Genomic DNA, 23,729 nt, shown 5'->3' with positions numbered 1-23,729 from the left:
ACTGACATCGCGGTCCGCCGTACCTTCCGTGACAACCGCCACTGACAAATGCGCTTCGATGAGCGAGGCTCCGGGAACAGGTCTACAACGGCACCACGTTGGAAACCGTGTAGGTACAGGAGGCACCCATGCGCCGAGTGACCATGCACAAGCCCGTCGGGCAGAGCGGTATCGCCCGTCGGCTGCGGGAAGAGGCCGCCGAGCGACAGCCCGAGCGGCCCGAAGTGCGCAAGGACGTGCGCAAGACGTGGTGGCCGGACGAGTAGGGGGTCGGCCGATGAGACTCAGAGCCGCTTGCGGTAGTGGACGCGGTCGTAGGGCCCGTCGGTGCGGCGCTCCGTGACCTCGTAGCCGTACCGCGGGTAGATCTTCTGGTTCTCCCACATCAACGCGTGGGTATAGAGCCGCACTTCGGGCAGTCCGAGGGCGCGCGCGTGCTCGTCGACGAAGCCGAGCAGGCGACGTCCCACTCCGTGCCCGTGGGCGTCGGGGTGGACCGCGACGCTCTCCAGGAACAGATGGCCGGGGCGGGCCTCCACCACCACGAGCCCGACGACGTCCGGTTCCCCGGTGACGTGCACCAGCCCCGCCGCGACGTCCGCGGCGTGATCGGCCTCCATGGGCTGCGGGGCGAGACCGATGCGGGCGATGTAGGGGCGGTACGCGGCGTCGGTGACGGCCCTGACGGCCGGTACGTCGGCGGCGACGGCCGGGCGGATCCCCGGCTCCCCCGCCGGTGCTTCGTCGTTCATGCCTCCTTGTCTACGTCACCTCCCCCTCCGCGCACCAGCGGGTTCCCGGCGCGGGTGCGGCGGGCTTCCTGATCCCCGGCTGAGCCGGGCCTTAACGGCGCCATAAAGATCGTCCCGGGGCCGCCGGACGGCCCGGACGGGCGGGTTCCGCGGGCTAACTTCCTTGGCACACCCCCACGTCGGACGAGACCGAGGAGCCCCCATGCCCACCCGCCGCACGCTGACCGCGCTCACCGCCGTCGCCTCGGGCGCCACCGCCCTGGCCGCCTTCTCGGCGACGCCCGCCGCCGCGCACGGCACGCTCGGCGACCCGGTCAGCCGGGTCGCGGCCTGTTACGCGGAGGGCGCCGAGAGCCCCACCTCCGCGGCGTGCAGGGCGGCGGTCGCGGCGGGCGGCCCGCAGGCCCTCTACGACTGGAACGGCATCCGGGTCGGCGACGCGAACGGGCAGCACCAGGCGCGGATCCCGGACGGCGAGCTGTGCTCGGCGGGCTCCGAGGAGTTCAAGGGCCTGGACCTGGCGCGGGACGACTGGCCGGCGACGAAGGTCTCGGCGGGCGCGTACACCTTCAGGTACAAGGTGACCGCCCAGCACAAGGGCACCTTCAACCTCTATGTGACGAAGCAGGGTTACGACGCGTCGAAGCCGCTGGCCTGGTCCGACCTGGACCTGGACCACCCGGTGGCGACGAAGACGGACCCGACGGCCGAGGGCGGCTACTACACCTTCTCCGGGACGCTGCCCGAGCGCACGGGCCGCCAGCTGGTCTACGGCGTCTGGCAGCGTTCGGACAGCCCGGAGGCGTTCTACTCCTGCTCGGACGTGACGTACGGCGGCAGCGGCGGAGCGGCGGCCGGATCCGCCGCGGCGCCGGCGGCCTCCGCCCCCTCCGACGCGCAGATCGCGAAGGACGCCGACAAGTCGACGGTGGACCACAGCGGCATGGACATGGGGGGCGGCGACGAGGGCGGCGCCCCGGCCACCGCGCACGAGGACCACGCGTCGCCGTCGACGTCGCCGTCGACGGAGGCCGCGGCGGCGGCCTCGACCGGCGGCAACACCCCGTCCACGGACGGCAGTTCCGAGCGCCTCGCGGAGACCGGGGGCGACGCCTCCACCTCCTACCTCGCGATCGGTGGCGCCGCGGCCCTGACGATCGGCGCGGCGGGCCTGTTCGCCTCGGTGCGGCGGCGCGCGGTGGCGGGCGGCGCCCGGCACGGCCGCTGACCCGACGCACCCCCCTCTTCCCCCCGTTCCCCCCTCTCCCCCCTCTCCCCCTTCTTCCCCGCACGCCCCGGCAGGCCGAGCAGCCCGCCGGGGCGTCGGCGTACCGTCATCCGTGCCGCCCCTTCGCCGGGCAGGCCCGCACGGCCCGCACCCCGGATCGGCCCGTCACGTCAGGACGAGTTCCCCGACCGCGTCGGTGCCGCTGGTCTCCCCCGTCGGCCGGAAGCCGAGGCCGAGGTAGAACCCCTCGGGGCCGGTCGGGCCGGGGTGCCAGGTGACATGGAAGCGGGTGCGGCCGCGGCGGCGCAGTTCGTCGGCCACGGCCCGCACGGCGAAGCGGCCGTAGCCCCGGCCCTGCTCGCCCTCCGCGATGTTCAGCCGCCACAGCCCGGAGCGGTGGTCGGTGCCGTCGCCGGTCCAGTCGATGTCGAAGAAGGCCATCAGGAACCCGACCGTCCGGTCCCCGTCGACGATCAGCCGGGGCCAGGCCACTCCGGGATGCACGTACGCCTCGGCCAGAGACTTCACCACCGGGGCCACCCGATGCTCCTGGTCCGCCCGCACCCGCACGCCGAGGGCGGCGTCCAGGTTTTCGGGGGTGATCTCACAAAGTCGCAGGTCGCTCGCCATGCGAGGACCTTACTCGGGGCGGGGACGGGGCTTCGATCCGCACCCTCGAAGGCCCCGGGCCGGGAGCCCGCCTCTCCTCCACCCCCACCTCGGATGCGATCACATGTTCGACTCCTGAGCTAGAGTGACTCTTGTTATCGAACGCGAGTACGATTGACGTGTCGGACAGAAGCGGCAAAGGGGGCAAGGCGAGAGAGGTGTGGCATGACAGGCTTTGCTCATCTGCATGTCGCCTCCGGCTATTCGATGCGCTACGGCGCCTCCCACCCCGAGGACCTGGCACGCCGGGCGGCCGAGCGCGGCCTGTCGGTGCTGGCGCTGACGGACCGGGACACGGTCACCGGCACTGTTCGATTCGCCAGGGCGTGCGCCGCCCAGGGGATCCGGCCGGTCTTCGGGATCGACCTCGCCGTGGAGCCCGTCGCGCCCGCGCCGCCCGCCCGGCGCCCCCGCACACCGGCCCGCGGCGGGGCGCACGTGACCGAGCCGCCGCTGCGGGTCGTCCTGCTGGCGCAGGACCGGGCCGGCTGGGCCCGGCTGTGCCGGATCACCTCGGCGGCCCACGCCCACCCCACGGCCCCGGCCCCCGTCGTGCCGTGGGACGCGCTGCGCGAGCACGGCGGTCCCGGCCTGACGGTGCTGCTCGGCCCGCTCTCCGAGCCGGTCCGGGCGCTGGCCGCGGGCCGGGAGGACGTCGCGCGGAAGCTGCTGGTCCCGTGGCAGGAGATCTTCGGGGCGGGCGTGCGGCTCGAAACGGTCGCGCAGAAACGTTTCAGCACGGGGGCGGGCTCCCTGCGCCTGGCCGCCCGCACCCTGACCCTGGCCGACCGCACCGGCACCACCGCCGTCCTCACCAACGCGGTGCGCTACGCCGACCCCGGCCAGCACCGCGTCGCCGACGTCCTGGACGCCGCGCGGCTGCTGCGCCCCATCGACCGGCGCCGCCTGGACAGCGGGCAGCGCTGGCTCAAGGACGAGGCCGCCATGGCGGACGTCGCCCGCATGATCGCCGAGTGCGCGGGAGCCGGGCCGCGGCGGGCCCGGCGGCTGCTGGCGGACACCGCCGCCACGGCGGCCGCCTGCGCCGTGGACCCCGTGGCCGACCTCGGCCTGGGCACCCACCGGCTCCCGGAACCCGAACTGTTCGGCGCCCCGCCCCGCTCCGGCGGCGCGGCCCGGCTGCTGCGCGAGCACGCCGAGGCCGGTCTGGCCCGGCGCGGCCTGGCGCACGACCCGGCCGCCGTGCGGCGCCTGGACGAGGAGCTCGCCGTCATCGCCGAGCTGGGCTACGACGCGTACTTCCTCGCCATCGGGCAGGTCGTGACCGACATCCGCGCGAAGGGGATCCGGGTCGCCGCGCGCGGCTCGGGCGCGGGGTCCCTGGTCTGTCACACCCTGGACATCGCCACGGCGAACCCCCTGGAGCACCGGCTGCTGTTCGAACGCTTCCTGAGCGTGCGGCGGGCCTCGCTGCCGGACATCGACCTCGACGTCGAGTCCGCGCGGCGCCTGGAGTGCTACGACGTGATCTTCGAGCGGTTCGGGAAGGAGCGCGTGGCGGTCACCGCGATGCCGGAGACCTACCGGGCGCGCCGGGCGCTGCGCGACGCCGGGCTCGCCCTGGGCATCGAACCGGCGGAGGTCGACGAGATCGCCAAGAGCTTCCCGCACCTGCGCGCGTCCGACATCGGCGGCGCGCTCGCCGAACTGCCGGAACTGCGCGGGCTCGCGGCCCGGGCGCACCGGTACGGGCCGCTGTGGGAACTGGCCGAGGGGCTCGACTCCCTGGTCCACGGCATGGCCATGCACCCCTGCGGCGTGGTCATCAGCGACGCGACCCTCCTGGACCGGCTGCCGGTGCAGCCGACGCCGCAGGGCGACTACCCGATGGCGATGGCGGCCAAGGAGGAGATCGAGGCGCTGGGCAACATCAAGCTGGACGTCCTGGGCGTGCGGATGCAGTCCGCGATGGCCCACGCCGTCGCGGAGATCGAGCGGACCACCGGCGACCGCGTCGACCTGGACGACCAGGACCAGGTGCCGCTCGACGACGTGTTCGCGTTCAAGCTGATCCAGGAGAGCCGCACCCTGGGCCTGTTCCAGCTGGAGTCCCCCGGCCAGCAGGACCTGCTGTCGCGGCTCCAGCCGCGTGATCCGCAGGACGTCATCGCCGACATCAGCCTCTTCCGGCCCGGCCCGGTCGCCGGCGGGATGCCCGAGCGGTACATCGCGGCCCGGCACGGCGGCGCCCCCGTGTACGCCCACCCGGACCTGGAGCCCGTCCTCGCGGACACCTACGGCGTGACCATCTGGCACGAGCAGATCATCGAGACCCTGTCGGTGCTGACGGGCTGCGACCGCGCCATGGCGGAGACCGCCCGGCGCGCGCTCGGCGACAGGGCGCGGCTGCCCCGCGTCCGGGACTGGTTCCACCGCGAGGCGCGGGCGCGCGGCTACGACGACCCGGTCCGCGAGGAGGTCTGGAGGACCGTCGAGGCGTTCGGGGCCTACGGCTTCTGCCGGGCGCACGCGGTCGCGTTCGCCGTGCCGGCCCTCCAGAGCGCCTGGCTCAAGGCGCACTTCCCCGCCTTCCTGCTGGCGGGGCTGCTCGAACACGATCCCGGCATGTGGCCCAAGCGGGTCCTGGTCGCCGACGCGCGGCGGGGCGGTGTGCCGGTGCTGCCGGTCGACATCAACCGGTCCCGGGTGCGGCACGTCGTCGAGAAGAGCGACGGGGACCGGTGGGGGGTGCGGCTCGCGCTGTCCGAGGTGCGCGGCATCGGCGAGGAGGAGGCCGCGCGGATCGAGGAGGGGCAGCCCTACGGCTCGCTGTCCGACTTCTGGCAGCGGGCCCGCCCCAGCCGGCCGACCGCCGAGCGGCTCGCCGAGATCGGCGCCCTGGCCCCCCTGCACGACGGGCGGTCGACCCGCCGCGACCTGCTGCTCCAGATCACCGAACTCCACCGGCAGTCCCGCACCCGGTCCGCGGGCGAGGGCCAGCTGCCCTTCGACACCGGCGCGGTGGGCGGCCAGGGCCCCAGCGGGCTGCCGGAGCCGACCTCCCGGGAGACCATGAGCGCCGAGCTGAACACCCTCGGCCTCGACGTCTCCAAGCACCTGATGGAGCATCACCACCGGCTGCTGCGCGAGGTCGGCGCGACCGACTCGGCCCATCTGGCGGGGCTGCGCGCGGGGCAGCGGGTGCTCGTCGCCGGGGTCCGGGCCTCCACCCAGACGCCGCCGATCGCCAGCGGCCGGCGGATCATCTTCGTCACCCTGGAGGACGGCTCGGGCCTGGTCGACCTGGCGTTCTTCGAGGACTCCCACCCGGCCTGCGCGCACACCGTCTTCCACAGCGGGCTGCTCCTGGTGCGCGGCACGGTGCAGGTGCGCGGCACCCGGCGCACCGTGGTCGGCAGCATGGCCTGGGACCTGGACGAGATCGCCGCGGCCCGCCGGGACAACGGCCCCGAGGCGGCGCTCGCCCTGCTCGGCGCGAGCGGCCCGCAGCCGACGCCCGCCCAGCCGGGGCGCACCCTCGCCAACGGCACCACGGGCGCCCGGCTGCATCCGTACGCCGATCTTCAGCCCGCGGGCAGCCGGTCGGCGGACCTGAAGAGGTTCGGCCACCGCAGTGCGGGGAGCGCGGGATGACCCCACGACGGCGGCACATCGCCCATCTGCACCTGCACGCCCGGCTGAGCGAGGAGCAGTACGCCCATATAATCGAACTGATGTCTGACATCACGCCGCACGTGCAGGCCGTCCCGCCGGACGCCGTGCAGCTGGACCTGACGTCGGCGCTGCGCTACTTCGACCTGTCCCCGTACGAGGCCGTGCACATGGTGAAGATGCGCCTGACGGCCCTCTACGGCATCGACAGCAGCGCCGGGCTCGCGGGCAACCGCATGCTGGCGGCCATGGCGGCGGACGCCTCGGCGCCGGCGGCCACCACCTGGGTGCCCGCAGAGCGGGCCGCCCAGTGGCTCGCTCCGCGGCCGCTCGCCGCCCTGCCGGGCGTCGGCCGCGGCACGGCGGCGACCCTCGGCAAGTACGGCCTGCACACCATCGGCCAGATCGCGGACCTGCCGCCCGCGACCCTGCAACGGCTCCTCGGGAGCGCGCAGGCACGGCTGCTGGCCGAACGCGCCCGCGGCCACGACCCGCGGCCGGTCGTCCCGGCCGAGCCCGCCGAGCACCTGAGCGCCGATCACGTCCTCGACCGGGACTGCCTCGACCCGGCCGGGCAGCACCGCGCCGTCCTGGGTCTCGCCGACCGGCTCGGCCAGCTGCTGCGGGCCCAGGACCGGGTCGCGGGGCGTCTCACCCTCACCGTGCGGTACGCGGACCGCAGCTCCACCACGCGCACCCGCGCCCTGCCGGAGTCCACCGGGCACTCGCCGGCCCTGGCCGGCACCGCGCTCGCGCTGCTGGCCGGTCTCGGGCTGCAACGCGCGCGGGTCCGCGCCTTCAGCGTCCGCGCCGACGGCCTGCGTCCGGCGGACACGGCGCACCTTCAGCTCTCGCTCGACCCGGGGGCCGACCGGGCCCGCGCCGTGGAGGCCGCCGCCGACCGGGCCCGCCGCCGCTTCGGTCCCGGCGCGGTGCGGCCGGGCACGCTCGCGGGGGCCGGGCCGGGGCCGGCGTCGGTCACTGGTTGCTGAACGCGGCGTCGAAGGACGCCCCGGGCAGCGGCCACAGCGCGTCCTTGATCCGTCCGACGGCCTCGGCGGCGCCGTGCAGCCGGTCCATGCCGGCGTCCTCCCACTCGACGGAGATCGGCCCGTCGTAGCCGATCGCGGCGAGCGCGCGGAAGGCGTCCTCCCAGGGCACGTCGCCGTGGCCGACGGAGACGAAGTCCCAGCGGCGGCGCGGGTCGCCCCAGGGCAGGTGGGAGCCGAGGACGCCGGACCGGCCGGTCTGCGGGCGCACCCGGGTGTCCTTGCAGTCGACGTGGTAGATGCGGTCGGCGAAGTCGGTGATGAAGCCGACCGTGTCGACGCCCTGCCAGAGCATGTGCGAGGGGTCCCAGTTGAACCCGAAGGCGGGCCGCCGGCCGATGGCCTCCAGGGTCCGCACGCTGGTCCAGTGGTCGTAGGCGATCTCGGAGGGGTGGACCTCGTGGGCGAAGCGCACGCCCTCGGCGTCGAAGACGTCCAGGATCGGGTTCCAGCGCCGGGCGAAGTCCTCGTAGCCGTCGTCGATGACGGACTGCGGGACCGGCGGGAACATGGCCACGTATTTCCAGATCTTCGATCCGGTGAAACCGACGACGGTGTCGGCGCCGAGCCTGCGGGCCACGCGGGCGGCGCGCTTCATGTCCTCGGCGGCGCGCTGCCGCACGCCCTCCTCGTCGCCGTCGCCCCACACCGAGGGGCGCAGGATCGCCCGGTGGCGGAAGTCGATGGGGTCGTCGCAGACGGCCTGGCCGCCCAGGTGGTGGGAGATCGCCCAGACCTTCAGTCCGTAGCGGTCGAGGACGGCCCGCTTGGCCGGGAGGTAGTCCGGGTCCTCCTCGGCGCGGGCCAGGTCCAGGTGGTCGCCGGACGCGGCGATCTCCAGTCCGTCGTACCCCCATCCGCTCGCCAGCCGGGCGACCTCCTCGAAGGGCATGTCGGCCCATTGTCCGGTGAACAGCGTGACCGGTCGGCGGGCCGGTCGCGGGTGCTGGGTCATGCCGTGCCTCCTTGGCTCCGTTCGCGACTTTAGCTTAGTTTGAACAAAACTATGGGCCAAGGGTCTCTCCCGGGCCGTACCTTTTGTTCACGTGAGGCTTTGCTGAAGCCCCCTGGGGACAGGAAGACGAGGGCATCATGAGTCAACTCCGTGTCGCGGTGATCGGGACGGGTTTCATGGGGGCGGTGCACACCCGGTCCGCGCGCGCGGCGGGCGCCGACGTGGTGGGGATCGTCGGGTCGACCCCGCGCAAGGGGCGCGACGCGGCCGAGCGGTTCGGCGCCGGGCGCGGTTTCGACTCGGTGGCGGACGTGCTGCGCGCCGGGGTCGACGTCGTGCACGTGTGCACGCCCAACGCCTCGCACGCCCGGTTCAGCCGCGCCGCGCTCGACGCGGGTGTCGCCGTGGTCTGCGAGAAGCCGCTGGCCACGGATGCCGCGACGGCCCGGGAGCTGCACGAGCGGGCTGCGGAGCGCGGTGTGGTGACCGCCGTGCCGTTCGTGTACCGCTACTACGCGGCGGTGCGCGAGGCCCGGCTGCGGCTGGCCCGGCCGGGGCAGCGGCCGCCGTGGCTGCTGCACGGCAGCTACCTCCAGGACTGGCTCGCCGACCCGGACACGGGCAACTGGCGCGTCGACCCCGCCGACGGCGGCGCCACCCGTGCCTTCGGCGACATCGGCGTGCACTGGTGCGACCTCGCGGAGTTCGTCACCGGCCAGCGCATCACCCAGGTGTCGGCCACCTTCGCGCGGACCGCCGCGAGCCGCCCGGCCGCCGACGGCACCCCGCGGCCCGTCGCGACGGAGGACGGCGCGGTCGTGCAGCTGCGCACCGACTCCGGCGCCGTCGGCTCGGTCGTCGTCAGCCAGGCGTCCGCGGGCTACAAGAACGCCCTGTCGTTCTCCTTCGACGGGCCGGACGCCAGCTTCGCCTTCCACCAGGAGACCCCCGAGTCGCTGTGGATCGGCGACCGCGACGGCGCGCGGGTGGTCGTGCGCGACCCGGGGCGTGCCGCGTCGCCGGTGGGCCGTTCGGCGGCGCTGCCCGCCGGTCACCCCCAGGGCTACTACGAGTGCTTCGCCGACTTCGTCGCCGACGCCCACGCCGCCGTGCGCGGTACGCAGGTCGAGGGGATGCCGACCTTCGCGGACGGGGTCCGCGCCGCGCACCTCGCCGAGGCCGTCGTGGCGTCCGCGCAGGACGGCGGCTGGGTGGACGTGAAGGAGACCCGGCGGCCCGGCTGACCGGGGCCGCTCAGGAGAGGTAGAGCGGTTCGGCGCCCGCCCGGTCGCGGGCGTGGGCGTCGCGCGGGCTGCCGTGGCGCAGCCATTCGCCGAGCATGTCGGGGTGCAGCAGCTCCTCGATGGCGAGCTGGGCCGCGCCGACCCCTTCGGCCCGGTCCGGATCGGCCTCGGTGATGACCAGCTCGTCGGTGGCCAGCGGCAGGGCGCCGCGGGTGACCTGGTCGACGACCGGCTCCCGGAACACGGCGCCGGCCTGCGCCAGCGTGCCCGCCAGGTACACGGTCGACGGGTTGAACACACTGACCAGCAGCGCCAGTTGGGAGCCGACGAGCTCGCCGGCCCGGGTGACCAGTTCGATGCTCACCGGGTCGCCGTGCGCGCAGCCGTCCAGCACCTCGGTGACGGTCAGCCGGTCGAGCCGCTCCTGGAGGAAGGCGCTGCGTCCGGCGAGGGCCGCGGCGCGGGCGTCCCGCGCGAGCGCCCAGCCGCCGGCGAGCGCCTCCAGGCAGCCGTACTTCCCGCACCGGCAGCGGTGGCGGGACTCGGCCGCGACGATGGTGTGGCCCAGGTCGCCGGCCGCGCCCCGGGCGCCGCGGTGCAGCCGGCCCCGTGAGATGAGGCCGAGGCCGATGCCGGTGCCGGCCTTGACGAGCAGGACGTTGTCGCCGGCCGCGACCCGGTCCCGGCTCCAGGCGCCCAGCGCCATCACGTTGGCGTCGTTGTCGACCCAGGCGGGGACGGCGAAGTGGGCCTCCAGGCGCTCGCGCAGCGGGAAGCCGTGCCAGCCCTCCATGATGGGCGGGTGGACGGGGGTGCCCCGGGCGAAGTCGACGGGGCCCGGCACGCCCACGCACACGCCCCACAGCCGGTCGGCCAGCTCTCCGCCGAGCAGGGCGGCGGCGGCCTCGAACAGCGCGGCCAGCGACGCCTCGGGGCCCGCCGCCACGTCCCAGGGCTGGCGCCGGTCGGCCAGCTGCGTACCGTCCAGGTCGGTCACGGCGAGGTGCAGGTGCGTGGCGCCGAAGACCACCCCGAGGACGGCGCCGCGCCCGGCGGCGATCCGCAGGATCCGTGACGGCCTGCCACCCGTCGACGGCGCGGGCTCGCCCTCGTGGAGCAGCCCGGCCCTGAGCGCGTGGTCGACCCGCTGCTGGATGATCGTCCGGCCCAGGCCGGTGTGCCGGCTCAACTCCGGCCGGGTCACCGCCAGGCCGCTCCTGATGGTTCTCAGGACCAGCGACAGCGTCTGGGTCTGTTCGGTCATACGGCGCAGTCTCCATGGGGTCGGGAGGACGAGCTTAGGGCGTGTCCGGACCCGCGGGCAGGGCCGGGCGGACGGCGCGGCCGCCCCGGGGCCACTCGTTCGGTCCACCCCGACTGCACGCGGCGGTGCCCCGCCGGACGGTGGTGACATGAGATTCGCCGATGGATTCGCCCGAGAGTTCAAGGACGCCGTCACCCCCCGGGCCGTGCTGCTCGTCATCGGTGTGCTCGCGCTCCAACTCCTCTTCATCGCCTCCTACGTGGGAGCGCTGCACAGCCCGAAGCCGAAGGACGTGCCGTTCGGGGTCGTCGGTCCGACGGCGGCCGTGGCCGAGCGGACCGAGCAGCAGCTGGCGAAGCTGCCGGGCTCGCCGCTCGACCCGCGCGTCGTCGCCGACGCGGCGACGGCGAAGCGGCAGATCCTGGACCGCAAGATCGACGGCGCGCTGGTCCTGGACCCGCGCGGCACCACGGACACCCTGCTCGTGGCGTCCGGCGGCGGCACCGTCCTGGCCAGCGCCCTGGAGAACCTGGCCGGGGAGATCGACGCCACCCAGCAGCGCACGGTGCGCCCGGTCGACGTCGCCCCGGCCTCGCCCAAGGACTTCGACGGCCTCTCGGCGTTCTACCTGATCGTCGGCTGGTGCGTCGGCGGCTATCTGTGCGCCTCGATCATGTCGATCAGCGCCGGGTCCAAGCCGACCAGCCCGCCGCGCGCGCTGATCCGGCTCGGCACGATGGCGCTGGTGGCGATCGCGGGCGGCATCGGCGGCTCGCTCATCATCGGCGACGCCGTCCTGGGGGCGCTGCCCGGCTCCTTCTGGGGGCTGGCCGGGCTCGGCGCGCTCGTCACCTTCGCGGTCGGCGCGATCACCCTGGCCCTGGAGGAGCTGACCGGCATCGTCGGCATCGGCCTGGCCGTCCTGCTGATCGTGGTGGCGGGCAACCCGAGCGCGGGCGGCGCCTTCCCGCTGCCGATGCTGCCCCCGTTCTGGAAGGCGATCGGCCCCTGGCTGCCGCCGGGCGCGGGCACCTGGTCGGCCCGCTCGATCGCGTACTTCCACGGCAACGACCTGACCCGGTCGCTCCTGGTGCTGTCGGCGTGGGCGGTGGTGGGCGTCGCGGTGACGATGCTCGTGTCGGGCCTGCGCGAGAAGAGGCTCGGCCGGGAGCGGCTCCAGCGGCAGCCGCTCGGGCCGAGTGCAGCCCCGTAAGGGGCGCGGTCGACCGCGCGCACACCCCACCACGACCCGCACCCGCCCCCCGGCGGCTGCCCGGCAGACGAGAGGGCGTCCCCGTTGAACCTCCCCCACCGCTCCGGCCCGGCCGCCCAGGCCAGCTCCGTCAAACGGATGGAGCCGACGGCGCAGGCCCAGCTCGGCCCGCTCGGCCTGACCGGGTTCATCGTCGTCACGATGATCGCCACCGGTATCGACGCGGGCATCTTCCCCGAGCGGCTCGCGGCGGCCGACGTGCCCACGGTCGGCTTCTTCATCGGCGGTCTGGCCCAGCTGCTCGCCGGCCTCTTCCAGGCCCAGCGGGGCGACACCTGGCACGCCACCGTGTTCGGCGGCTTCGGTCTGTTCTGGATGGCGAAGGCGCTGATGCTCCAGTGGATCGTGCCGTCCCTCGATCCGTCCCTGCGGGGCGACGCGATGGGCCTGTTCACGCTCCCCTGGGTGTTCGTGGTGTTCGTGCTGTGGCTGGCGAGCTGGCGCATCCACCTGGTCCTGCTGCTCACCTTCAGCTGTGTGCTGGTCGTGTTCATCGCGATGACCTGCAACGGCTTCACGGGTCTCGTCGGCTGGAACCGGGTCGCGGGCTGGTTCGGCCTGGGGGCCACGGCCGGGGCGCTGTATCTGCTCGCGGGCCAGGTGATGGCCTCGACGTGGGGGCGGCCGGTGCTGCCGATGGGCCGTTTCCTGACGCCGCCGGAGCTGGCCGAGTCCTGACGCGCGTCCGCGTGCGGGACGGGCGCGCCCCGCCACCGTCGTGCGAACGGTGGCGGGGCGCGCGTCCTCGCGGGCGGCCGGTCACGCGGTGGGCGTGCCCTCCCGGTTGCCGTAGTACGCCTGCCGCATGAGCTGTCGCATGTCGTCGATCATCGGCATCCGCGGGTTGGCGGGCGCGCACTGGTCGGCGTAGGCGTTCATGGCCTGCTGGGGCAGCGCCTCCAGGAAGGCGCTCTCGTCGACGCCCTCGGCGGCGAACGAGGCGGGGATCCCGCACCGCTCGCGCAGGTCCTCGACGGCCCTGGCGTAGGACTCGACGCCCTCCTGCGGGGTCGCGGCGGGCAGGCCCAGCATCTTCGCGAGGTCCTGGAACCGCTCGGGCGCCCGGTAGGTCTCGGCCTTGGGCCACGGGGTCGCCTTGTGCGAGACCGTGCCGTTGTGCCGGATGACGTGCGGCAGCAGCAGCGCGTTGGTGCGGCCGTGGGCGACGTGGAAGGTGTTGCCGAGGGTGTGGGCCATGGCGTGCACCATGCCGAGGAAGGCGTTGGCGAAGGCCATGCCCGCGATCGTCGACGCGTTGTGCATCTTCTCGCGCGCCTCGGGGGCCCGGGCGCCGTCCCGCACGCAGGCTTCCAGGTTCTCGAAGATGAGCCTGATCGCCTGGAGGCACTGGCCGTCGGTGAAGTCGTTGGCGTAGACGGAGACGTACGCCTCGGTGGCGTGGGTCAGCGCGTCGAAGCCGGAGTCGGCGGTGACGGTCGGCGGGAGGTCCATCGGGAGCATCGGGTCGATGATCGCGACGTCCGGGGTGAGGGCGTAGTCGGCGAGCGGGTACTTCTGGGCCGCCTCGGGGTCGGAGATGACGGCGAAGGGGGTGACCTCGGAGCCGGTGCCGGAGGTGGTGGGGATCGCGACGAGCCGGGCCTTCCCGCCGAGCCGCGGGAACGTGTAGGCGCGCTTGCGGATGTCGAAGAACTTCTCCTTCGTGTCCGCGAACTCGATCTCCGGGTGCTCGTACATCAGCCACATGATCTTCGCGGCGTCCATCGGCGAGCCGCCGCCGAGCGCGATGATCGTGTCGGGCCGGAACTCCCGCATGGCGGCGGCACCGGCCCGCACGGTGGCCAGCTCCGGGTTGGGCTCGACGTCGTCGATGACCTGGACGGTGACGGGCTCGGGACGGGCGTGGAGGATGTCGGTGATCTTCCGGACGAAGCCGATGGCGTCCATCGTCCGGTCGGTGACGAGGCTGACGCGGCTGACGCCGTCCATCTCGCCGAGGTACTTGACGGCGTTCCGCTCGAAGTAGATCTTCGGCGGGATCTTGTACCACTGCATGTTGGTGTTGCGCCGCCCGATCCGCTTGATGTTGACGAGGTTGACCGCCGAGACGTTGTTGGAGACGGAGTTGTGGCCGTAGGAGCCGCAGCCCAGGGTCAGCGACGGGAGGAAGGCGTTGTAGACGTCGCCGATGCCGCCGAAGGTGGAGGGCGCGTTGACGATGACGCGGACCGCCTTGACGCGCCGGCCGAACTCCTCGGCCAGCTCCTCGGACTCGGTGTGGATGGCGGCCGAGTGGCCGAGGCCGTTGAACTCGACCATCCGCGCGGCGAGTTCGAGGCCGTGTTCGGTGTCGCGGGCCCTGAGCGCGGCGAGGATCGGGGACAGCTTCTCGCGGGTGAGGGGCTCGGCCGGGCCGACCTCGGCGCATTCGGCGACGAGGACCGAGGTGTCGGCGGGGACCTCGAACCCGGCCTGCTCGGCGATCCAGGTGGCCGGCTTGCCGACGACGGCGGCGTTGAGCCTGGCGCCCGCGCAGTCGCTGCCGTAGGCGGTCGCGCCGAAGACGAACTCCTCCAGCTTGGTCTTCTCGGCGGCGGTCAGGACGTGGGCCTGGAGCCGGCGCAGCTCGGCGATGCCGTCCTCGTAGATCTCCTGGTCGAGGACGACGGCCTGCTCGGAGGCGCAGATCATGCCGTTGTCGAAGGCCTTGGACAGGACGATGTCGTGGATGGCGCGGCCCAGCCTGGCGTCCTTGGCGACGTAGGCGGGCACGTTGCCCGCGCCGACGCCGAGGGCCGGCTTGCCGCACGAGTAGGCGGCCCTGACCATGGCGTTGCCGCCGGTGGCGAGGATGGTGGAGACGCCCTCGTGGTTCATCAGGAAGCCGGTGGCCTCCATGGACGGCTGCTCGATCCACTGCACGCAGTGCTCGGGGGCGCCCGCCTCGATCGCGGCGTCGCGCACGATCCGGGCGGCCTCGGCCGAGGACCTCTGGGCGCTGGGGTGGAAGGCGAAGACGATGGGGTTACGGGTCTTGAGCGCGATCAGCGCCTTGAAGACCGTGGTGGAGGTGGGGTTGGTGACCGGGGTCATCGCGCAGATGACGCCGACCGGTTCGGCGATCTCGGTGATGCCGTCGATCTCGTCGCGGGAGATCACACCGGCGGTCCTCAGGCCGCGCATCGAGTTCACGACGTGTTCGCTCGCGAAGAGGTTCTTGACCGCCTTGTCCTCGAAGACGCCGCGCCCGGTCTCCTCGACGGCGCTCTTCGCCAGGTCGCCGTGGTGGCTGAGCGCCGCGAGGGACGCCTTCTGCACGATGCGGTCGACCTGCTCCTGGTCGTACGTCTCGAACCGGGCGAGCGCCTCCAGCGCGCCGGTGACCAGTTCGTCGACCATCCCCTTGGCATCCACGGCAGGATCTCCTTCTTCACGGCCTTTTCTCCGACAGTTCGATTCCACACCTTTTCGCGCGGCCCGGCGGGCGGAAAAGGGCCTCGGATGGCAGGCCGAAGGTCCCGACGAGTTGGCGGCGACACCCTCGATACCCTCCCCCACCTGCATGAATGGCGAAGGTCCAACGTCCCTTGCGAGCTTGTGAAAACTTTCACAAGAATTTCCCGGAAAAGGGGCACCCCGCGTGTGCGGGGTGCCCCGGGAAAAGGGTCAGCCGATTTCCGCGCCGAAGGTGGAGAGCGCTTCGGTGACCGGCTGGAAGAACGTCTCGCCGCCGGAGGTGCAGTCGCCGCTGCCGCCGGAGGTGAGGCCGATCGCCGTGCTGCCGGAGAACAGCGAGCCGCCGCTGTCGCCCGGCTCGGCGCACACGTCGGTCTGGATCAGGCCGTTCACGATGTCGCCGTTGCCGTAGTTCACGGTGGCGTCGAGGCCCGTCACGGTGCCGTCGTGGACCTGGGTGGTGGAGCCCGAGCGGGTCACCTTCTGGCCGACGGTCGCATCACCGGCTCCGGTGATCGCCTGCGCGGAGCCGTTGTAGAGGTTCACCTCGCTGGGGTGGGGGACGTCCGCGGTGTACTTCACCAGACCGAAGTCGTTGTCCGGGAAGCTGGACTGCTCGTTCGTGCCGATCTGCTGGCCGCTGGAGTCGGACCAGGTGGAGATCGCCTCGGTGCAGTGGCCCGCCGTGATGAAGTACGGCTGGCCGCCCTTGACCACGTTGAAGCCGAGGGAGCAGCGGCCGCCGCCGCCCGAGATGGCGTCGCCGCCCGCCACGAAGGGCTTGAACTCCCCCTGGGTGCGCTGGAGTTCGGCCTTCTTGCCGAGCCCGTCGACGACCTTGTTCAGCTTCTGCCAGTCGGCGCCCTTGACCGTGCGGTCGGCGGTGACGACGACCTTGTTGGTCGCGGGGTCCGTGGCCCAGGAAGTGCCCGGGATCGAGGCGTCGCTCTTCAGCGTGGTCCGGGCGCCCCTCAGCTCGGCCAGCGAGTTCCGCACGATTCTGGCCTGCGCGCCGGCCGCCCGCACGGTCTGCGCCGCGTCCGCGTTCAGCACGTTGACGATCAGGTGCTTGGCCCGGGCGTCGTAGTAGCTGCCGGCCGCCTCCGCGCCGAGGTCCTGATGCAGCGTCGAGGCGAGATTTCCGGCCTTCGCGACGGACAGGTTCCGCGGCGTCAGGTCAGGCGTGTCCGTACTGGCGTTCGCAGTCTGGAAGGTGATGCCCGCGGCGGCCAGGGCGGTTATTCCCGCCCCGACCACGGCGACGCGCCGCTTGGGTATGCGTCGGTGCTTCAACTCTCGTCCTCCTGTGGGGGGTGGGGAGCCCGGCTGTCGTGGGGGACGCACCGGGTTCCGTGAGGCTGACGGGCCCACTATCCCGAGCGTCACAGGGGGCACACAAGGTCGACTTCAGGACGCGCGTCCGCCAACCCGCGTACGCCCCCGCCCTGTTCCACGCCCCGCCCCCACCGAGGTCGCCCGCCCACCGTCACCGAAGCAAACACTCCGCGCGCGCACCGTTGGGCGGAGGGTGAGGACTAGTCCTGTCCAGAATCCGCCCCTGCGCTCCCGGACCGAACGGGCCCCAAGGGGCATGAGGAACCGCGCGCCCGGCCACGGCGCACGGCCACAGAACAATGAAGGGCGCCCCCCACCAGGGGCGCGAGGAACCGCGCGCCCGGCCCCCGCCAGCCGGCACCACACCACGACGCCGAGCCACCCCGCCACCACCAGCCGGCACCACACCACGACGCCGAGCCACCTCGCCACCGCCACCCTGCACCGGCACCGGCACCGGCACCGGCACCGGCAGAAGCTAGGCCGTACCCCCCTCGTCCCCCCGGGCCGGCGGCGTGGCCCGCTCCAGGAACCGCAGCAGCTCCACCGGGAACGGCAGCACCAGCGTCGAGTTCTTCTCGGCGGCGACCGCCACCACGGTCTGGAGCAGCCGCAATTGCAGCGCGGCCGGAGTGTCCTCCATCTGCTGCGCGGCCTCGGCCAGCTTCCGCGACGCCTGCAACTCGGCATCGGCGTTGATCACCCGGGCCCGCCGCTCCCGGTCCGCCTCGGCCTGCCGCGCCATCGACCGCTTCATGGTCTCGGGCAGCGACACGTCCTTGATCTCCACCCGGTCGATCTGCACGCCCCACCCGATGGCCGGGCTGTCGATCATCAGCTCCAGCCCCTGGTTGAGCCGTTCCCGGTTGGACAGCAGGTCGTCGAGATCGCTCTTGCCGATGATGGAGCGCAGGGACGTCTGCGCCATCTGCGAGACGGCGAACCGGTAGTCCTCGACCTGCACGACGGCCTCGGCGGCGTCGACCACCTTGAAGTAGATGACGGCGTCCACCCGCACCGTGACGTTGTCCCGGGTGATGCCGTCCTGCGCGGGCACCGGCATCGTCACGATCTGCATGTTGACCCGGCGGAGCCGGTCCACACCGGGCACGATCATCGTGAGCCCGGGCCCGCGCACCGACGTGGTGAGCCTGCCGAGGCGGAAGACCACCCCGCGTTCGTACTGCTTGACCACCCGGGCCGCGGCCATCGCGTACACCGCCCCGGCCCCCACGACGGCCGCCGCGGCCGCCACCAGTTCCTCCACCATCACACGGCCCCCAGGGTCCGAAGTGGGCGCGTCACAGACGTGGTTCAGGCGCGTCCTTCGACGGTAGTCCCGTGCGGGGCGGTACGGGAGAGCCCCCGCCCGGTGCGCTGCCGGACGGGGGCTCTCCACTGATGGCTGCCGTGCGGCACGGATCTACCGCCGGTGCCGGTGGTGCGGGTGACGCGGGTGGTGCGGTCAGAACACGTGCACGCCGTAGACGCTGAGCGCCTCGGTGACCGGCTGGAAGAACGTCGTGCCGCCGGACGAGCAGTTGCCGCTGCCGCCGGAGGTCAGACCGTAGGCCACGCCGCTGGTGGAGTAGAGGGCGCCACCGGAGTCGCCGCCCTCGGCGCAGACGTTGGTCTGGATCATGCCGTAGACGATGTCGCCGCCGCCGTAGTTCACGGTGGCGTTGAGCCCGGTGACCTTGCCGCTGTGGATGCCGGTGGTCGAGCCGTCACGGTAGACCGTGGCGCCCACGCCCGGCGTGGCCGCGCTCTTGATGTCCGTGTTGCCGGCGGTGCCGGACTTGGCGATCGAGCTGTTGCTGTACTTCACCAGCGCGTAGTCGTTGGTGGGGAAGCTGTAGCTCACGTTCGAACCGAGCACCGTGGTCTTCGCGGAGTTCGCGTACCAGGTGGAGGCGACCTCACCGCAGTGGCCCGCGGTCAGGAAGTAGTAATTGCCGCTGTTGTCCTGGACGTTGAAGCCCAGGGAGCAGCGGTAGCTGCCGCCGTAGATGGCGTCGCCGCCGGCGATCAGCTTCTTGAAGGTGCCGTTCGTCCGCTTGATCTGGAGCGCGCCCGCATTGCTGCCGGCCTGCTTCGTGATCGTGTTGATCTCGGCCTGCGACACGGTGCTGTCGACGGTGACGACGACCTTGCCGGTCTTGGCGTCGACGGTCCACGCCGTGCCGCCGATGTCGGCGGCCTCGACGGCGTCGCTGGCACGGGTGAGCTGAGCCGCACTGAACGTCGGGGATTCCGCGGCCTGCGCGGAGGGGACGGTGAACGCCGCCACGGCCAGCAGTCCGGTGCCCGCGGCGATCAGCCCGGTCCGTCTTGCCATGCCTTTACGGGGGGTGGTGCGCTTGATCCTCACTGGTCGTTCCTCCCGAGGGAAGTCGGGGGCCCGCGTGGGGTCGGGGCCCGTGAGGCGCGGTCAGGGACGGTGGTGGTCCGGATAACGGACACGCCGTGACCCTGACAAGCGCTGTTCGGGAGTATTCGGTCTCTCAACTACCGCGCACAAGAGCGGCTTTCGGCCTTCCGCATCGGCCGCGCGGGCATGGCGGAGCGCCCCGGCGGCTCGGCTCGTACGGTGGGTACGGCGCCCGCCGGGGCTCGGTCCGACCCGTCAGACGGTCCTGGGCGCCGCCGGGTTCCGCTCGCCCGCCTCGATGCCCACGGTGAGGGTGTTGCCCGGGGGCGGGAAGGGGCACAGGAAGTGGTCGGCGAAGGCGCACGGGGGCAGCGTCGCCCGGTTGAGGTCCACCGTCGTGCGGCCGTCGGCGTCGGGCGCCGGCGGGTACAGGAAGCGGAACCGGTAGCTGGTGCGGCCGCTGGTGGCGTCGGCGAACACGGCCCACAGCCGGCCGTCCGCCTGCCGCGCCACCTGCAAGGTGTGCTCCTGCCCGGCGAGCGTGAAGGTCAGCTCCCCCGCGAGCCCGAGCGCCCGCTCCCGGCCGTCGGCGTTCGCCACGCGCACGTCCGTGCCCCCGCCGGGATACGGGGTGTAGCGGCCCTCGACCGTCCAGCGCGGGTCGTACGGGGTGGCGTCGATGCCCGGCGCCGCGAGGAAGGCCGCGCGGGCGGGCGCGTCCGGGTCGAAGTCCCGTACGCCCCACAGTCCTTCGCGCCGGATCACCACGAGCCGCCGCGCGCCGAGCGTCACGGTGGCGTCGGCGGCGAGCCGGGTCCGCTCGCCGTCGAGGGTGCGCACGACGGCGTCACCGTCCGCGTGCCACGCGCCGGGGATGGCCGGAAGTCGGCCGTCCGGATAGTCGTCGAGCCAGTGGGTGCCGGTGAGCGAGAGGGGCCCGTGGGGCGCGGCGACGGACGCGGTCCGCTGTTCGTGCCACTGCTTCCAGGCGTCGGCGGCGTCGGTCATGCGGTGAGGATCCTTTCGGGAGTGCGCAGTCCCAGATGGGAGCGCAGGGTGGAGCCCCGGTATTCCGTGCGGAAGGCGCCGCGCTCCTGGAGCAGCGGCACGACCCGGTCCACGAACGCGTCGAGGCCGCCCGGGGTCAGGTGCGGGACGAGGATGAAGCCGTCGGCGGCGCGGCCCCGTACGAACGCGTCGAGTTCGGCGGCGACCGCGGCGGGCGTGCCGACGAAGGACTGCCGGCCGCTCGCCTCGATCACGGTCTCCCGGATGGACAGGCCCTTGGCCCGGGAGAGCGCCCGCCACCGCTCCGCGGTCTCGCGGACGTCGCCGCGCCGGGTGCGGCCCTGCGAGAGGCCGGAGTCGGGGACCGGGTCGATGTCGGGCAGCGGGCCGTCGGGGTCGTAGGAGGAGAGGTCCACGCCCCACACCTGTTCCAGGGCGAGGATCGCGGTCTGCGGGGAGATTTGGCGGCGCCGGATCTCGGCGGCCTCCTCCCGGGCCTCGGCGGCGGTGTCGCCGAGGACGACGGTGACCCCCGGCATGATCTTGAGGTCGTCGGGCTCCCGGCCGTACGCGGCGAGCCGTGCCTTGACGTCGGCGTAGAAGGCCTGCCCCGCCTCCAGGGTGCCGTGCCGGGTGAAGATCACGTCGGCGGCGGCCGCGGCGAACTCGCGGCCCTCGGCGGAGTCCCCGGCCTGGATGACGACGGGGTGTCCCTGCGGCGGGCGGGGCACGGTGAAGTCGCCCTCGACGGTGAAGTGCCGTCCCCGGTGCCGGACCGGGTGGTCGATGCCCGCGTCCCAGAACTCCCGTGCCACGTCGACGAACTCGGCGGCCCGGGTGTAGCGGTCGGCGCGGTCGAGGTAGCCGCCGCGGCGGAAGTTCTCGCCGGTGAAGGCGTCGGACGAGGTGACCACGTTCCAGGCGGCGCGGCCGCCGCTGACGTGGTCGAGGGTGGCGAAGCGGCGGGCGGTCTCGAACGGTTCGTTGAAGGTGGCGTTGACCGTGGCGGCGAGCCCCAGCCGCTCGGTCACCGCCGCGAGCGCGCCCAGGACGGTGATCGACTCGGGGCGGCCGACGACGTCCAGGTCGTGGATGCGACCGCGCTGCTCGCGCAGCCGCAGCCCCTCGGCGAGGAAGAGGAAGTCGAAGAGGCCGCGCTCGGCGGTGCGGGCCAGGTGGGCGAAGGAGGCGAAGTCGATCTGGGACTTCGAGCGGGGGTCGGCCCACACGGTGGTGTTGTTGACGCCGGGGAAGTGCGCGGCGAGGTGGATCTGCCGTGTGCCGTCCGTTCCGCTGTCGTGCCTGGTCATGAGGGGACCCCCGGGGCGGCTGCGTACTGGCTGGCGGGCCGGGCGAGCCCCAAGTGTTCGCGCAGGGTGCTGCCCGGATAGAAGGTGCGGAACAGGCCGCGGTGCTGGAGCAGCGGCACGGTGCCGTTGACGAGGCGTTCGAGGTCGCGGCGCGGGTCGAGCGGGGTGAGGTGGAAGCCGTCGGCGGCGCCCGAGCGGTACCAGTCGGCGATCAGGTCGGCCAGGTCCACGGGCCCGCCCCGGTACAGCGGGCCCTCGCCGGTGGGCAGCGGTCCGCCGCCGTGGCCGGGCTGGGCCGTGTGCTCGCCGCCGACGAGGTCGACGCGGAGCGCGGCGAGCACCCGCAGGTCGTCGGGGTCGCGGCCGTGCTCGCCGGCCCGGCGGCGCAGGCCGTTCCGGGCGGCGGCGAGGTGGCCCGGGTCGGAGACGCCGACGAGCGCGACGTCGGCGTGCCGGGCGGCGACGTCGTACGCGTACGGCTGGGTGGCGTCCACGACGACGACGGGGCGGCCCTGCGGCGGCCGGGGCACGATCGACGGGCCGCGCACGGAGAACGTCCGGCCTTCGAAGTCGACGTGGTGCAGCTTGTCGCGGTCGATGAAGCGGCCGGTGGCGACGTCCCTGATCTCGGCGTCGTCCTCCCAGCTGTCCCAGAGCCTGCCCGCCACGTCGACGACCTCGCCGGCCTCGTGCCACAGGTCGGCGGGCGGGGGCACCGCGGCCCGCCGGCCGAAGAGCCGGGCCTCGTCCTCGTCGGGCGAGACGTCGGGGCGCCAGCCGGCCCGCCCGCGGCTCACCCAGTCGAGGGTGGCGACGGCGGCCTGGACGTGGAACGGCTCGGTGTGGGTGGTGGTGACGGTGGGCACGAGCCCGATCCGGGAGGTCCGCGGGGCGAGCGCGGAGAGCACGGCGAGCGCGTCCGGGCCGGGCGCGCCGAAGCTGTCGTGCAGGGTGACGAAGTCGAGGGCGCCGTGCTCGGCGAGCCGGGCGAGTTCCAGGTAGGGCGCGGGGGCGTAGGTGTCCGCGAGGTCGACGGCGGCGGAGAGATGGAGCGGCCCGCGGCCGGGATGGCTGGCCATGACGGCGGGAACCTTTCAGCAGAGGGGGGAAGGGGCGCCCCGGCGGGGGCGCGGGGGCGGGGTGGCCGGTCACGGCGGCGCCGCGGCCGGCCACCCCGGGGAGGGGCTACGTCTTGGGCAGCCCCGCCGGGTTGACCTCGGACTTCGGCACGGCCTCGCTGGACAGGCCCCACCGCTTCAGCACCCGTGCGTACGAGCCGTCCTCGATGACGTGGTTGAGCGCGGCGGCGTACGCGTCGACGAGTCCGCTGCCCTTCTTCGTCGTCGCGGCGATCTCGCCCTGCACCTCGTCGCCGCCGCCGGAGATGGTCCCGATGATCTGCGACTGTCCGGCGGACGCCACGTGGTAGGAGGCGGCCGGGCTCGGGCCGAGGTAGGCGTCGATGCGGCCGGACTGGAGCGCCAGGTAGTAGTCGGTGTCCTTCTGGAAGTACTTGATGGTGACGGGCTTGCGGCCCGCCTTCTCGTTGCGCTTGCTCCAGTCGACGAGGATCTTCTCCTGGTTGGTGCCGGAGGAGACGGCGATGGTCTTGCCCGCGACGTCCTTGGGCTCCTTGACCCGCCAGTTCGCGCCCTTCTTGGCCTCGAAGGCGATGTTGTCGAGCCGGTAGGTCGCGAAGTCGTACTTCTCCTTGCGCTCCTCGGTGACGGTGACGTTGGAGAACACGGCGTCGAACTTTCCGCTGTCGAGCCCGACGAAGAGGTTCTCCCAGCTCACCAGCTCCTGCTTGATCTTGAGGCCGAGGGTGTCGGCGACGAGGGTGGCGAGGTCGATCTCCGAGCCGATGCGGGTCTTGTCGTCGGTGGCGAAGAAGCCGAGTGGCGGTGAGGCGTCGGCGCTGCCGCCGAGCCGCAGCGTGCCGCGCTCGCGGATGGCCGCCGGGAGCAGCGCGGCGATCTTGTCGACCTTCTGGCCGTGGATGCGGTGCTGGTCCGGGCCGATGTTGATCTTCCCGACCTTCTTGGTGCCGGAGCCGGTGGTGGCGGCGTCGCTGTCCCCTCCGCAGGCGCTGAGCAGGGGGGCCAGGGCGAGTGCGGCGACGGAGGCGGTCAGGGTGCGGCGGGACAGCATGGGTGTGCTCCTCGGCGTTCTGGTGGGTGATGGGTGGTGCGAAAAGGAAAGAAGGGAGGGACGGGCGGCG

At 73.2% G+C, this 23,729-nt stretch carries 19 protein-coding genes; 7 read left to right on the top strand and 12 right to left on the bottom strand.

Annotated features, from left to right (window positions below):
* Positions 1-128 precede the first annotated feature (128 nt).
* Positions 129-266, top strand: coding sequence for a hypothetical protein (locus tag ACIP5K_RS32705; protein WP_401415448.1), 138 nt, complete (start codon positions 129-131; stop codon positions 264-266).
* An 18-nt stretch (positions 267-284) separates the two neighbouring features.
* Here the strand turns inward: ACIP5K_RS32705 and ACIP5K_RS32700 are convergent, their stop codons facing one another.
* The gene (locus tag ACIP5K_RS32700) at positions 285-752 is read right to left on the bottom strand and encodes a GNAT family N-acetyltransferase (RefSeq protein WP_401415446.1); all 468 of its coding nucleotides are present in this window, start codon (positions 750-752) and stop codon (positions 285-287) included.
* Between the two features lie 202 nt (positions 753-954).
* On the opposite strand from ACIP5K_RS32700, the gene ACIP5K_RS32695 reads away from it, so the two are divergent.
* Positions 955-1,980 carry a lytic polysaccharide monooxygenase gene (locus tag ACIP5K_RS32695; RefSeq protein ID WP_401415444.1) on the top strand — a complete coding sequence of 342 codons (1,026 nt, stop codon included), beginning with the start codon at positions 955-957 and terminating at the stop codon, positions 1,978-1,980.
* Positions 1,981-2,145: 165 nt separating this feature from the next.
* On the opposite strand, the gene ACIP5K_RS32690 is transcribed toward ACIP5K_RS32695, so the two are convergent.
* Entirely contained in the window at positions 2,146-2,610 is a 465-nt protein-coding gene (locus tag ACIP5K_RS32690; RefSeq protein WP_401415442.1) for a GNAT family N-acetyltransferase, read from the bottom strand.
* 204 nt (positions 2,611-2,814) lie between these two features.
* On the opposite strand from ACIP5K_RS32690, the gene ACIP5K_RS32685 reads away from it, so the two are divergent.
* Both ACIP5K_RS32685 and ACIP5K_RS32680 read left to right on the top strand, forming a co-directional pair.
* Complete coding sequence (locus ACIP5K_RS32685) at positions 2,815-6,264, top strand: DNA polymerase III subunit alpha (RefSeq protein ID WP_401415440.1); 3,450 nt, start codon at positions 2,815-2,817, stop codon at positions 6,262-6,264.
* The gene (locus ACIP5K_RS32680; RefSeq protein ID WP_401415438.1) at positions 6,261-7,274 is read left to right on the top strand and encodes a DNA polymerase thumb domain-containing protein; all 1,014 of its coding nucleotides are present in this window, start codon (positions 6,261-6,263) and stop codon (positions 7,272-7,274) included. Before ACIP5K_RS32685 ends, ACIP5K_RS32680 begins: the two co-directional genes overlap by 4 nt.
* On the opposite strand, the gene ACIP5K_RS32675 is transcribed toward ACIP5K_RS32680, so the two are convergent.
* On the bottom strand, positions 7,261-8,286 hold the full coding sequence (locus ACIP5K_RS32675; protein ID WP_401415436.1) for a sugar phosphate isomerase/epimerase family protein: 1,026 nt from the start codon (positions 8,284-8,286) through the stop codon (positions 7,261-7,263). The genes ACIP5K_RS32680 and ACIP5K_RS32675 overlap by 14 nt on opposite strands.
* Before the next feature lie 137 nt (positions 8,287-8,423).
* Between ACIP5K_RS32675 and ACIP5K_RS32670 the strand changes: the two genes are divergently transcribed.
* Positions 8,424-9,530, top strand: a complete 1,107-nt coding sequence (locus ACIP5K_RS32670) for a Gfo/Idh/MocA family protein (protein WP_401415434.1) — start codon at positions 8,424-8,426, stop codon at positions 9,528-9,530.
* Positions 9,531-9,540: 10 nt separating this feature from the next.
* Here ACIP5K_RS32670 and ACIP5K_RS32665 read toward each other — a convergent pair whose 3' ends face one another.
* A complete protein-coding gene (locus ACIP5K_RS32665; protein WP_401415432.1) occupies positions 9,541-10,794 on the bottom strand; it encodes an ROK family protein in 1,254 nt (417 codons plus the stop codon).
* Positions 10,795-10,942: 148 nt separating this feature from the next.
* On the opposite strand from ACIP5K_RS32665, the gene ACIP5K_RS32660 reads away from it, so the two are divergent.
* Together ACIP5K_RS32660 and ACIP5K_RS32655 are read left to right on the top strand one after the other, a co-directional pair.
* On the top strand, positions 10,943-12,007 hold the full coding sequence (locus tag ACIP5K_RS32660) for a DUF3533 domain-containing protein (protein ID WP_401415430.1): 1,065 nt from the start codon (positions 10,943-10,945) through the stop codon (positions 12,005-12,007).
* Between the two features lie 84 nt (positions 12,008-12,091).
* Positions 12,092-12,745, top strand: a complete 654-nt coding sequence (locus ACIP5K_RS32655; protein ID WP_401415429.1) for an acetate uptake transporter — start codon at positions 12,092-12,094, stop codon at positions 12,743-12,745.
* A gap of 81 nt (positions 12,746-12,826) precedes the next feature.
* On the opposite strand, the gene adhE is transcribed toward ACIP5K_RS32655, so the two are convergent.
* The 8 genes from adhE to ACIP5K_RS32615 form a co-directional block, all read right to left on the bottom strand.
* On the bottom strand, positions 12,827-15,427 hold the full coding sequence (adhE, locus tag ACIP5K_RS32650) for a bifunctional acetaldehyde-CoA/alcohol dehydrogenase (protein ID WP_401415573.1): 2,601 nt from the start codon (positions 15,425-15,427) through the stop codon (positions 12,827-12,829).
* A gap of 267 nt (positions 15,428-15,694) precedes the next feature.
* On the bottom strand, positions 15,695-16,777 hold the full coding sequence (locus ACIP5K_RS32645) for a S1 family peptidase (protein ID WP_401415427.1): 1,083 nt from the start codon (positions 16,775-16,777) through the stop codon (positions 15,695-15,697).
* A gap of 520 nt (positions 16,778-17,297) precedes the next feature.
* Positions 17,298-18,089 carry a slipin family protein gene (locus ACIP5K_RS32640; RefSeq protein WP_401415425.1) on the bottom strand — a complete coding sequence of 264 codons (792 nt, stop codon included), beginning with the start codon at positions 18,087-18,089 and terminating at the stop codon, positions 17,298-17,300.
* A gap of 195 nt (positions 18,090-18,284) precedes the next feature.
* Positions 18,285-19,190, bottom strand: a complete 906-nt coding sequence (locus tag ACIP5K_RS32635; protein ID WP_401415423.1) for a S1 family peptidase — start codon at positions 19,188-19,190, stop codon at positions 18,285-18,287.
* Positions 19,191-19,445: 255 nt separating this feature from the next.
* Positions 19,446-20,198 carry a DUF1684 domain-containing protein gene (locus ACIP5K_RS32630; RefSeq protein ID WP_401415421.1) on the bottom strand — a complete coding sequence of 251 codons (753 nt, stop codon included), beginning with the start codon at positions 20,196-20,198 and terminating at the stop codon, positions 19,446-19,448.
* Positions 20,195-21,508, bottom strand: coding sequence for an LLM class flavin-dependent oxidoreductase (locus tag ACIP5K_RS32625; RefSeq protein WP_401415419.1), 1,314 nt, complete (start codon positions 21,506-21,508; stop codon positions 20,195-20,197). The genes ACIP5K_RS32630 and ACIP5K_RS32625 overlap by 4 nt, the downstream gene beginning before the upstream one ends.
* Complete coding sequence (locus ACIP5K_RS32620; RefSeq protein WP_401415418.1) at positions 21,505-22,587, bottom strand: LLM class flavin-dependent oxidoreductase; 1,083 nt, start codon at positions 22,585-22,587, stop codon at positions 21,505-21,507. Before ACIP5K_RS32620 ends, ACIP5K_RS32625 begins: the two co-directional genes overlap by 4 nt.
* A gap of 106 nt (positions 22,588-22,693) precedes the next feature.
* Complete coding sequence (locus tag ACIP5K_RS32615) at positions 22,694-23,659, bottom strand: ABC transporter substrate-binding protein (protein ID WP_401415416.1); 966 nt, start codon at positions 23,657-23,659, stop codon at positions 22,694-22,696.
* Between the last annotated feature and the right edge of the window lie 70 nt (positions 23,660-23,729).

Origin of the sequence: Streptomyces sp. NPDC088785, from assembly GCF_044750685.1 — a bacterium.
Lineage (GTDB): Bacteria > Actinomycetota > Actinomycetes > Streptomycetales > Streptomycetaceae > Streptomyces.
Note: the sequence above shows the minus strand (reverse complement) of the source record. Positions and strands in the feature narration are given on the sequence as shown.